This window comes from Janibacter terrae (genome assembly GCF_039636765.1).
GTDB classification, from domain to species: Bacteria; Actinomycetota; Actinomycetes; order Actinomycetales; family Dermatophilaceae; genus Janibacter; species Janibacter terrae.
This window is the reverse complement of record NZ_CP144167.1, coordinates 1,864,848-1,876,069: the sequence shown is the minus strand read 5'-3', so window position 1 is coordinate 1,876,069 and position 11,222 is coordinate 1,864,848. Positions and strand designations below refer to the sequence as shown.

The 11,222-nt window shown below is 68.0% G+C and carries 8 protein-coding genes; 4 read left to right on the top strand and 4 right to left on the bottom strand.

The features are described from left to right. Positions 1-71: 71 nt before the first annotated feature. Complete coding sequence (locus tag V3C34_RS09165; protein WP_346006824.1) at positions 72-380, bottom strand: putative quinol monooxygenase; 309 nt, start codon at positions 378-380, stop codon at positions 72-74. A gap of 52 nt (positions 381-432) precedes the next feature. On the opposite strand from V3C34_RS09165, the gene V3C34_RS09160 reads away from it, so the two are divergent. Beyond that, entirely contained in the window at positions 433-1,449 is a 1,017-nt protein-coding gene (locus V3C34_RS09160) for an MBL fold metallo-hydrolase (RefSeq protein WP_346006823.1), read from the top strand. Positions 1,450-1,497: 48 nt separating this feature from the next. On the opposite strand, the gene V3C34_RS09155 is transcribed toward V3C34_RS09160, so the two are convergent. Continuing rightward, on the bottom strand, positions 1,498-2,874 hold the full coding sequence (locus tag V3C34_RS09155; protein WP_346006822.1) for an FAD/NAD(P)-binding protein: 1,377 nt from the start codon (positions 2,872-2,874) through the stop codon (positions 1,498-1,500). An 81-nt stretch (positions 2,875-2,955) separates the two neighbouring features. Continuing rightward, on the bottom strand, positions 2,956-3,615 hold the full coding sequence (locus V3C34_RS09150; protein WP_346006821.1) for a hypothetical protein: 660 nt from the start codon (positions 3,613-3,615) through the stop codon (positions 2,956-2,958). 154 nt (positions 3,616-3,769) lie between these two features. Here V3C34_RS09150 and V3C34_RS09145 point away from each other — a divergent pair, with 154 nt between their 5' ends. After that, entirely contained in the window at positions 3,770-4,990 is a 1,221-nt protein-coding gene (locus tag V3C34_RS09145) for an MBL fold metallo-hydrolase (RefSeq protein WP_346006820.1), read from the top strand. A 70-nt stretch (positions 4,991-5,060) separates the two neighbouring features. Beyond that, the gene (locus V3C34_RS09140) at positions 5,061-6,455 is read left to right on the top strand and encodes a hypothetical protein (protein ID WP_346006819.1); all 1,395 of its coding nucleotides are present in this window, start codon (positions 5,061-5,063) and stop codon (positions 6,453-6,455) included. 75 nt (positions 6,456-6,530) lie between these two features. Here the strand turns inward: V3C34_RS09140 and V3C34_RS09135 are convergent, their stop codons facing one another. Then, positions 6,531-7,661, bottom strand: coding sequence for an alanine racemase (locus V3C34_RS09135; RefSeq protein WP_346006818.1), 1,131 nt, complete (start codon positions 7,659-7,661; stop codon positions 6,531-6,533). Positions 7,662-8,662: 1,001 nt separating this feature from the next. On the opposite strand from V3C34_RS09135, the gene V3C34_RS09130 reads away from it, so the two are divergent. Next, the gene (locus V3C34_RS09130) at positions 8,663-11,194 is read left to right on the top strand and encodes an NACHT domain-containing protein (protein WP_346006817.1); all 2,532 of its coding nucleotides are present in this window, start codon (positions 8,663-8,665) and stop codon (positions 11,192-11,194) included. Positions 11,195-11,222: the final 28 nt, after the last annotated feature.

The window sequence follows — 11,222 nt, the reverse complement described above, 5'->3', positions numbered from 1 at the left end:
CCCTTCGGCCCTGACTCGCAGTACGAGTCAGGGCCGAAGGCGTTCCTGCCGGAGTCCACTGCGAGGTGCGCTCAGAGCGCCAGGCCCACCTGGTCGCCCACGGGCGAGAGCACGGTGACCTCGGGCGGGCCCTGGACGAGGGTGCCGATGGCCTCACCGAAGGCGGCAAACTCGTCCATCGCGCCGTGCCGGCGCAGGGCGTCCTTGGAGTCGTAGGCCTCGAGGAGGACGTAGTCCCCCTCGCTGCGGGCGACGCGCTGGAGGTCGTAGCGCAGGCACCCCTCGTCGGCGAGGAAGGAGGCACGGGCTGTCGCGACGGCCGTCTCGAACTCGTCGGTGGACTCGGGCTGGACGCTGATGCGGGCGATGACGTTGATCATGCCTCCACCATAGGTGAATCCGGAATCAGGTCGACGTGCTTGACTGGGGCACATGAGTCAGCGCGCCACGCAGCAGGACTGGACGATCGCGGGACCCGAGGAGGTCGCCCCCGGGGTGCACCGGATCCCCCTTCCCCTCCCCATGGACGGGCTCAAGGCCGTCAACGTCTACGCGGTCATCGGGGACGACCGGCCCACCCTCGTCGACGGCGGCTGGGAGATCGAGGTGGCGCAGCGTGCGCTGGACGAGGCCCTGGGCGCCCTGGGTCTGAGCACCCAGGACGTCGAGCAGTGCCTCGTGACGCACCACCACCGCGACCACCTGACGATGGCGATGGGCCTGCGCCAGCGCGCGGGCGTCCTCGTCGCGCTGGGCGAAGGGGAGGCCCCGCAGCTGGAGGCGATCCGCCAGGCCCCCGGCCTGGAGGGGGCGCGCACGCTGCTGGTCGCCGCCGGCGCGGACTCGGTGCTCGAGGAGATCGAGCGGGCGCCGCACGAGCCCGTGGACCTCGACCTGTGGACCGACCCCGATCGGTGGCTCGTCGACGACGAGTCCGTTGCTGCAGCGGGCCGCTCGCTGCGCGTCAAGGCGACGCCGGGACACACGAGCGGGCACGTCGTCTTCTTCGACGACGACGCCGGCCTCGTCTTCGCCGGCGACCACGTGCTGCCCCACATCACGCCGTCGATCGGCTTCCAGGCCAAGCCGGCGGCCACGCCGCTCGCCGACTACCTCGACTCACTCGCGGCGATGCTCGCCGAGCCGGACCGGGTCCTCCTGCCCGCCCACGGCCCCGCCGGCGGGAGCCTGCACCGCCGGGTCGAGGAGCTGCTGTCCCACCACGAGACGCGGCTGGCGCAGACCGAGGCCGTCGTGCGTGCCGGCGCCTCGACCGGCTTCGACGCGGCCCGGGCGTTGCGCTGGACCCGCCACGAGCGGCACCTGGACGACCTCGACCCCTTCAACCAGATGCTCGCGACGACCGAGACCCTCGCGCACCTGCAGGTGCTGGCGGCCCAGGGGCGCGTGCGGGAGAGCGCGCTCGACGGGGTGTGGCGCTACAGCTGAGCAGCACGGCAGCGCGATCCACCAGCCGTCGCTGGCCCGAGGGTCCCGTCAGGTCACCCCGGAGAGCGCGGCCATCCGGGTCAGGGCCGGTCCGACGTGCGCGCGGAGCCGCCCCAGCACCTCCTGCATCGCCGGGGTGCCGGCCAAGTCCGCGGGAGAGCGGGCCGGGTTGAGCGCGACGGTGTCCGCCCACGCCTTCAGGTCGGGGTCGCTGGTGAAGGCGGCCCCGGCCCGTGCGCCGATGACCTGCATCGCCAACCAGTCGGTCGGGTCGTCGGAGTACGGCGAAGGGGGGCACAGCCGGTTCTTCTCCGCATCCTCGGTGATCGTCGCCTCGGCGTGACCTGCGAGCGCGGCACCGAAGCACGGGAAGCCGGTGCGGATCGGCTGCAGGGTGATCACCTCGGGCCGCCATATGGGTACCAGCGGCCGCTGCGGGAGTCCCGCTCCGGCACAGTGCACGACCACCGCGTCGGGGCCTATGGGCACCGTCCCTTCCGTGCACACCAAGCGACCCCGCTCGACGGCGAGGACGTGCCCGAGCCGGACCACGTGCTCGACGGAGCGCAGCAGCTCCAGCTCCCACCGGGCCAGGGTCGGTGTCTTGGCCATCGTCGGCATCACCCTGGTGTCGATCCGCAGCAGGACCCCGCGCTCCTCGAGTCCGAGGAAGACGTCGTCGACGGTCTCCGCGGTGGCCGCGACCTCCATGACGTCGGCGGCGGCCCCGATGAAGACCTGCGGATCGGGCTGGATCCTGGCGCGGTCGAGCATCCACGGGTCACGGGGGCGCACCCAGCAGATCCGGTCCGGATCGACCCCGCGCTGGAGCAGCCAGATGCACGCATCGGTCGCGGTCTTGCCCGAGCCGACGACGACGTACTCGGACGGCGCATCCGCCACCCGCCCGAGCTCACCCACGGGGATGACCCTGGCGCCCACGTCCACGGCGAAGGGGGGCATCGACTCGGCCGGGATCCGGGGCGAGAGGTAGTGGGCGTCGACGATACGGGCGGGGCCACGCAGCTCGTGCCACTCCCCCGAGATGCGGGAGACGCACCGCCCATCACCCGTCCATTCGCACCCCGGCAGGTAGGTGACCCGTCCGCTGGCGAGCAGGCGCTCGGTGAGGACGGTCTCGTAGTAGGCCAGGATCTCGGCGGCGGTTGCCCGCTCGTGCAGCCCGCGCTCGGGACCGTGCTGCTGCACCCGCCCCCCGCCGAGGAGCGTGGAGGCCACCCCGTAGAAGGCCGAGGCCTGGTGCAGCCGCACGAAGGGGTAGGCCTCCAACCAGTGCCCGCCGGGCGCGTGGCGCCGGTCGACCAGGGCCACCGAGACGTCGGCATCGGCGATGAGCGCGTCGGTGAAGGCCATGCCGATCGCCCCCGCGCCGACGACGACGTAGTCGGCCGTGATGGTGGCCACCCGACCAGCGTCCTCCTCCTCCGGCACCCGGTCAACGAGCTCAGACGCTGGAGCACGGCCCGGCGCCGGTGCGCGACCGGCTCAGCCGAGCCCCTCCGCCCGCTCGACGACCTCCAGCACGGCACCGGCCGCGAGCTGGTGCCACCGCCACGGCCCGTCCAGCAGGGCGTGCCCACCCCCTTCGATCCCGAGGTAGGTAGCGTCACCACCGAGGGCGTGCAGGCGCTCGACGAGCTGGCGCGACCGCTGCGGGGAGCACACGGCATCGGCCTCGCCGTGGATGACGCGCACGACCTTGTCGCGCAGGTGCTCGACGGGCTCGCGCTCGCCCACCCAGGGCGCGAGGGCGACGCTGCCGATGACCGCGTCCTCTCCCCCGGCTCGCAGCGCCGCCCAGCCGCCGCTGGAGTGCCCGAGCAGCACGACGGGGCGGTCGTACCGCTCGACAAGCCGACGCGCGAGCAGGCGGGTCTGCTCCACGCCGCTGCCGGACGCCGCGATCCACCCGCCGTCGCTGTTGTGGACGAGCACCGGAGCCACCCGCCCCCGGGAGACGCGCCAGACCGTCGGCGCGAAGGGCAGCATCCGCAGGTAGGAGACGTCGCGTCGCCGCTGCGGCTGGGGTGTCACGGCGCGGCCCCCGTGGAGGATCAGCGCGAGCGCCCGGGTGCGTGCGGTCACCCGGACACGTCCCTGTCGGATGGCGCTCATCAGGTCGTCGGGCTCAGGGGCGGTCCTCATCCCGTCGAGTCTGTCAGGACCGACTGGGAGCCGGTGGACTCCGTGCCCGTGGCGGCGTAGATCTCCCAACCGTTCCCCACTCACGAACGCCCCGGCAGGCGCGCCGGGCCCTCCCTACGTTGACGCGCGACGTCGTCGAACAAAGGAGTTCCACATGTCCCACCTGCCCGAGCACGGTCCCGAGTGCCTGTGCGACCACCTGCCCCACGAGCCGGTCACCTCCGAGCGCGAGGAAGCCGTCGACGAGGCCCGACGCGGTCTCGGGATCTCGCGCCGCTCGATCATGGCCGGCATCGGGGCGGCCTCCGGGCTCGCCCTCACCCCCGGTCTCGCCGCGGCCGCGCCCGCCACGACGGCGAAGGGGGGACGCCCGCCCCGCGGGAAGGGCGTCGAGCTCGTCCTCCTCGGCACCCGCGCCGGTCCCCCGGTCGACCTGCACCAGGTCGGCGCCTCCAGCGCCCTCGTCGTCGACGGCCGCACCTACGTCGTCGACTGCGGTCGCGCGTCGGTCACGCAGTTCGCCGCCGCCGGCCTGAAGTTCCAGTCGATCGCCGGGGTCTTCCTCACCCACCTGCACGCGGACCACGTCGCCGACTACTACAACTTCTTCATGCTCGGCGGGCACATCAAGAACCAGGCGGGTGACCACATCGAGCGCCCCGTCCCGATCTACGGTCCCGGCCCGGCCGGCGGCCTGCAGCCGAAGTTCGGTGGCGGCGAGGCCCCGACCCTCAACCCGGCGAACCCGACCCCGGGCACCGCGGCGATGACCCAGTCGCTGCACGACGCGTACGCGTACAGCATGAACGTCTTCCTGCGGGACATGAACGTCGCGGACATCCGCACCCTCATGGACGTGCACGAGATCGGCCTGCCGGCGGGGACGGGCGCGACGTACGAGGACACCGCGCCGCGGATGCGTCCCTTCCGGATCTTCGCGGACGACAAGGTCGAGGTGTACGCGACCCTCGTGCCGCACGGCCCGGTCTTCCCGGCGTACGCGTACCGCTTCGACACCGAGCACGGGTCGGTGACCTTCAGCGGCGACACCCGCCACTCCGACAACCTCATCGAGATGGCCCACGGCACCGACCTGCTCGTGCACGAGGCCATCGGGGTCGAAGGCGCCGGGATCGGCGAGGCCTCGCTCGACCACATGCTCCAGTCGCACGTCGAGATCACCAAGCTGGGCCCGATCGCCCAGGAGGCCGAGGCCAAGCACCTCGTCGTCTCGCACTACGCCGACCTCGGCGCCGCCAAGGTCGACATCCGCAAGTGGCGCCGTGACGCGCAGCGTGGTTACAGCGGTCAGGTGACCGTCGGCTGGGACCTGGACCGGTTCTCGCTGCCGGCCCGTGGTCGTCGGCGCGGCTGAGCCGACGGACTCGGCGAAGGGGGCAGCGCTCCCCATGGCGCTGCTCCCTTCGCCCCGCTTGACTCTCCCCATGACGAGCACCCCACTGCCGCTGCCCGCGACCGATGCCATCCGCGGGGAGCAGCCCGCGGCCGACCTCGGCGGGGCGCTCCTGCGGTACCGGTGCGCCGACGAGGTCGCCCCCTTCGCCCGCCCGGTCATCGAGCGCTACCGGCAGTACCACGCGGCCGGCGAACCGCTCGACGGGCTGCGCACGATGGTCGGCTTCACGATGTGGCGGCTGCGGCAGTCGGGTCCGGGCGAGTACTGGCTCACCGCGGCCGACTACGCCAGCGACGACATCGTCGACGTCACGACCGATGACCTGACCTTCGCGCTGTGGATCGAGGCAGCGCAGACCGACACCACCGAGCGCGCGGGTGCGCGGGGCGACGACCTCGACCTCAGCTCCCGGGTCATGTTCACCAAGGCGGCGCTGACCGTGGTCGACAAGGGCCGCCCCGACGAGCTCGTCCTCGAGCGCCGTCCGCCGGCGGACGACACGGACTCCGGCTGGCTCGTGCGCACAGCCGAGCGCTCCTTCCTGCGCAACAAGGAGGTCGAGATCATCGCCGGCGTCGTGGCCGGCACCGCGCCCTACCTGCTCCCCTACCTCACGCTCCCCACCGGCTCTGTCGTGCGGGTGGCCGACGGTCGTCACCTCGCGATGGAGGTGCCGGGCGCGGCCGAGCCGCTGCAGACCCTCACGGCCACCATCGGTGGCGTGACGCTCACCGCGCAGGCCGCCGCCCACCTCGCCCCGCTCGTGCAGGGTGTCCTCGACGAGTTCGCCGCGCAGGGGACGGTGGCCGTGGGCTCGCGCGTCGAGTCCGGGTACACCCCCTTCGTCGTGGAGCAGGGCGAAGGGGGGACCCTCCGTGTCGTGTGCGCGGACTTCTCCTCGCCGGAGGACTACCGCAGCGGCACGACCGCGGACCTGTCCGTCCCGCTGGCGACGCAGGTGCTGCAGGCCTTCACGGTCAAGGAGTCCGGGGTGCCCGGCGAGACGACGCGCGCGGACGAGTCGGTCGCCATCCAGGCTGCGGCGCTCGAGGACATCGTGCTGGGTGTCGCCTCGCCGCTCGTCATGGAGCGGGTGGGCCACGCGCCCGGCCGCGAGGTGCTGGCCGACGGCACCCGCCGCTCGGGCTGGTGGATCACCGCGCCCCGCGCGCGCAGCGAGGAGGAGGTGGCCATCCGCAACATCGACGCCGGTGAGCTGCAGGCCAGCGACCCGACCTTCGCGAAGTACTACTGCCTGCCCCACGGCACGATGCTGCGGTTCGCCGTCGGTGAGCTCGTCGACGCCCACCTCGTCGACGACGCGAAGATGGCCGCCCTCGCGGACGCCGACCCCACGCGGACGATGGGCGACCTGCTCGCCTCCGGCGAGGCATCCCGCCGACTCCCGCTCGCGGCCCGCTGAGGAGGCCCTCCCGCTCCCTGAGGAGGTTGCGCAGCAACCGTCTCGAAGGGACGCAACCTCCTCAGCGAACGGACGTCACCACCCGCGGCACCGCTCCCACCGCTCGCTGCAGGGTTCCCCTTCGCCGGCGACGACCTCGTAGTGGTCGTGCTGGGAGGCGGTGGCACAGGCGTGGATCGGCAGGATCCGCACGCGCGTGCCGACGGGCAGGTCGGGCAGGTCGCGCTCGACGCCGGGTCGGATCGCGAGCACGCCGTGCTCCTGGCTCGCGCCGACCATGAGCAGGTCGGGCAGGACCTCCCCTTCGTCCGTGGTGACGAGACCGAGGTGCTGGTCGACGGCCTGCGTGGCGGTGCCGCGGTCGCTCGAGGTGGCCATCCACCCGGCGTCGGTGAGGATCGACGCGTCGTCCGGCCCGCGGCCGATGACGGTCGCGACGACCGACAGGGCGAGGTCCTCGATCGCGCAGACGCCGATGCCGGCCATGACGAGGTCGAAGAAGACGACATTGCCCGCGCGCACCTCGGTCACCCCGGTGAGGTCGGTCGCGGCGTGGGCGGTCGGGGTCGAGCCGACGCTCACTACGGGGGCGGCGTGGCCGGCAGCGCGCAACCACTCCGCGGCCTCGACGGTGGCCCGCCGCTCCTCTTCTGCTGCGTCAAGCTGGGCCTGCGGCGTGGTCGCGAAGTACGACCCGCCCGCGTGGGCCATGACCCCGCGCACCTCGGCGCCACCGTCGGCGAGGACCCGGGCGACCTCGAGGAGCTGCGGGTCGTCGGGGCGCACCCCGCCGCGGTGCCCGTCTGTGTCGATCTCGACGAGCACCGGCAGCGACTCCCCGTGCCCGGCGACGAAGTCCGCGACCGCCCCCGCTTGCGCCACGGTGTCGAGGAGCATCATCAGGTCGACCCCGCGCCGGCGCAGCCGAGCGACCCGTTCGAGCTTGCCGGGCGCGATGCCGACGGCGTAGAGGATGTCGGTGTAGCCCGCGTCGGCGAAGAACTCCGCCTCGGCCAGCGTCGAGACTGTGATCGGCCCGGTCCCGCCGTCGAAGATCATCGCCGTCGGCTCGAGCGCCTTGCTCGTCTTGACGTGCGGGCGCCAGGTCACGCCCAGGTCGCCGAGGTGGGCCCGCAGACGGGTGACGTTGCGCGCCACCTTGGCTCGGTCCACGCGGGCGAAGGGGGTGTCCGGCAGCGTCGTCATGGGGTCATGATGCCCCCAACGGTCCCTGAGGAGGCGCCAGCGCCGTCTCGAAGGGACCACACCCAACGGTCCCTGAGGAGGTTGCGCAGCAACCGTCTCGAAGGGACCACACCCAACGGTCCCTGAGGAGGTTGCGCAGCAACCGTCTCGAAGGGACCACACCCAACGGTCCCTGAGGAGGTTGCGCAGCAACCGTCTCGAAGGGACCACACCCAACGGTCCCTGAGGAGGTTGCGCAGCAACGTCTCGAAGGGGCCGCCCCGAACGGTCCCTGAGGAGGTTGCGCAGCAACCGTCTGTTACGGAGATCAATCGCATCTCCTGCACCCACGGAGCGGGCGCAGCCCGCCCCACCGCTCGAAGGGCCGCACCCAACCCCTGAGGTGCGCTCACACGGGGTCGTCGGGGAACTGCAGAGGGGAGCAGGTCCAGCGCCTCGGTGGTCATCTGCGCTGTGCACTCCAGCAGCTCGTCGACGGAGGACGAGCGCAGGAGGGCCAGCTGGTCGAGGGCGCCCAGCGGGGCGACCCCGGCCAGCTGCCAGCTCCGCGTGACGGGGTCCTCGGACAGCTCGACGTCCGGGGACCAAAGCGGGGCGCGGTACTCCCCCGACCATGTGCCAGCAAACGAACAGGGCCATCCGCAATCGGGACACCTCCGCGATAGGCCCACAGTGCCGATCGAGAAGCGCTGCTCTAGTCTGCCGACCTCGAGGTCCCCGCTCGGCGCCCCTTGAGCTCACGGCGAATGGGGACGCACCGCGGAGCCCCTAACCGATCGGACCCCACTCAAGGAGCGACGAGAATGCAACTTCTCTGGGCGATGAAGCACGAGGGCGAGAACAAGCAGACGCCCTCGACGAGACAGGACTACTGCCGCTGTGAAGACTGGGCGGGCCGGCATCGTTGATGAAGAGAACCGCGGGCGGCGGCACGCCGATACCAAGAGACCGGATCAGATCTCTAGACCCATATGGGCGGACAGGTATGGAAGACTTCGCACATGGCTCAATTCACGCCCACGTCCTTACCCTTGGCCGTCGCTAAGGTCTTCGAACTAAATCACCACTTGGTCCAAGGACCAATCAAGCTGCACGGAGCGGAAATCGATCTGGTAGCCACTCCGATCGGAAACCCCTTTGCCCCAAATGTATATATCGAAGTTACGGTCGAGTATGTTGGCGCCCAAAAGTACGGAAAGGACCTTACAAAATTGGCACTCGTCCATGCCAAGGACCCGGGCGCCAGTTGTCTTATTATTAGTTCCAAGGGTTTCACCGCAGACGTCCGTGAGCGCGCGTCTGAGTCACGCATTGAGACTTTAACATACGACGAACTCTTCGCTCGATTCGAAAAGTTCCAGCCTTACGTTGAGTTGTACTTAGGGAAATCGAAACATGCAAATGATCTTCGCCAGTTAGCGAGCGTGTACGAACGACCAACATTCTCCGACACTCATGGTGATCACGATGCACTGCAGTGGATGGAGGATTGGCTCGATCACGGAAGCGTCGAGAGTTCTTGGCTACTAGTGGTAGGTGAGTACGGCACGGGCAAGTCGGCCCTTACTCGTATGCTACAACTTCGTTGGCTGGAGAATTACAAGGAAGTGCCGAGCGCACCCATCCCAGTCAGGATCGAATTGGGGAACTTCACCAAGCAACTCGACGCCCAGGGACTGCTTCACCATTTCCTAGACCACAACGGCCTTAGCCACGTGTCAATTGAATTCTTCTGGTCCCTGATTCGGGCCGGTAGAGTAGTGCTGATCCTCGACGGGTACGACGAAATGGCGCAGTACCTCTCTCAACGCGAACGTCGCGGCACGTTGAAGGCCTTGGCCGAGCTCTCGAGAGACGGTGTTCGTGGCATCCTAACGAGTCGTCCGAACTACTTCTCAGAGGCCGAGGAACTGTCACTCTTCGATCACCTCTATCGGGAGGTGTCTATTCGCTCGAGCTATGCCGTTCAAGTCCGCGACGAGATCGTGGCACGAGAAGGTGAAATTGACAATCTTATTCAGCGCAGCATCCTCGACCGTTTTGAGCGCTCGCTCCAGGACCTTTCGCCGCAGCAATCGACAGCACTCGTAAATGGAATTTTACAGGACAGGCCAGATGCGGCCGAAACGGTAAACAATGTTCTGCAACGAGTTTTTCGCGCCACCGGAGAGGGCGCAGAGATTGCCCTCTCGGGTAAGCCAGTGATTATCAGTTACTTGATTGAAGTGGCGACCAGCCTTCAAGAAAGCGACGCCGTGAAGTTGACCGAGTGGCACGTCTATACGCTTATCGTTGATAAATTGGGATTAAGAGACTTGGAACAGACGACTCGTGTCGGCATGGACGAACGTAGACGATTCCTCCAGAAACTGGCCGTGCACATGACCACGAGCCGCGAACGGGAAGTCGACGAGGAGGCGTTTCGTAGGCTTATTGAGCGTGTATTCGACCGCCAAATTCGGCGGTCCTCAGGAAATGCCCGCGTCACCGAGATCGACAGCCTTTTCGAGGACCTTCGGCGCTCAGGCACGCTTACGCGAAGCGAGGATGCGGAGAGTGTCGGTTGGCGGTTCTCCCACAATTCACTCAAGGAATTCCTGGTAGCTGAATCGCTGGTCGAGGATCTGAGTAAGGGTCACGCCCTCACATCCTCTCCAGTGGTATCTGATGCTATGCGGGCATTCGTCGCATCCAGTGGTTACAGTGGAGAGTCATTCTTAAGCGCACTAGCAGCGGCTTGGACAGACACTACTAGTCACCCTGCAGTGGGGACGTATCTCAGCCTCGTTTGGGACGTGCTTCCCGTTGGCGAGCAGGGGGAATCTCGCCTGCACAGGATTGCGGGCACCCCCATTCACGCGGATGGAGTGCAGCTGAGTGGAATGTCCTTGTCATGCGGATCCGAGGCGCATTCTTACGCTTCAGCAATCTTCCGTAATTGCGTTCTTATTGATGTTTCTTTTCAGGCTGGACAGTTGGGAGAATCGGATTTCAGTGGATCGCTACTCGAAAGCGTGACTTTTGACGACGCCAATTTGCAGGGTGCTACCTTTGACGAGGCGGTTCTCGTCGATGTCAATTTTTCGCGCGCAGTCCTGGACAACGCAAGTTTCCTTGGGGTAAACCACGACATCTCGATCTTAACTGAAACGACTGATGGGATACGTAGATTCGAAGGAATCCCCGCTCTAGGGCTACTCACCTACCTAGGGGCGAATACCGATGCGGTCGAACCGTACTTTATCTGGATGCACCACCCTAAATTTCCCATCCTGGAGAAGATCTCGAGCAAGATTCTGGAGGGCGGCCATCGACAGCGCAGAGGTCTAGAGCAAAGGGGTGCGGCTGCGGCAGACACAAAGTATGCAAAGGCATTCGTCAAACACCTAGAGGCGAACGGCTTGATCCGTACCCCACTTGGTCGTTCAGACCTCGTAGAAATAACCTCTGAAGGCCGTGGTCAACTTGGGCTTCTGCATAACGACGGCAAGAGACTGCCCGAGGCATTCCTTGATTTCCTCTCGAAGGGTTAGTTTGAAAACGCCTTGCCCACCACGAGGA

Coding starts and splice junctions, on each gene's coding strand:
- V3C34_RS09165 (WP_346006824.1), bottom strand. CDS start 380: ATGATCAACGTCATCGCCCGCATCAGCGTCCAGCCCGAGTCCACCGAC.
- V3C34_RS09160 (WP_346006823.1), top strand. CDS start 433: ATGAGTCAGCGCGCCACGCAGCAGGACTGGACGATCGCGGGACCCGAG.
- V3C34_RS09150 (WP_346006821.1), bottom strand. CDS start 3,615: ATGAGGACCGCCCCTGAGCCCGACGACCTGATGAGCGCCATCCGACAG.
- V3C34_RS09145 (WP_346006820.1), top strand. CDS start 3,770: ATGTCCCACCTGCCCGAGCACGGTCCCGAGTGCCTGTGCGACCACCTG.
- V3C34_RS09140 (WP_346006819.1), top strand. CDS start 5,061: ATGACGAGCACCCCACTGCCGCTGCCCGCGACCGATGCCATCCGCGGG.
- V3C34_RS09135 (WP_346006818.1), bottom strand. CDS start 7,661: ATGACGACGCTGCCGGACACCCCCTTCGCCCGCGTGGACCGAGCCAAG.
- V3C34_RS09130 (WP_346006817.1), top strand. CDS start 8,663: ATGGCTCAATTCACGCCCACGTCCTTACCCTTGGCCGTCGCTAAGGTC.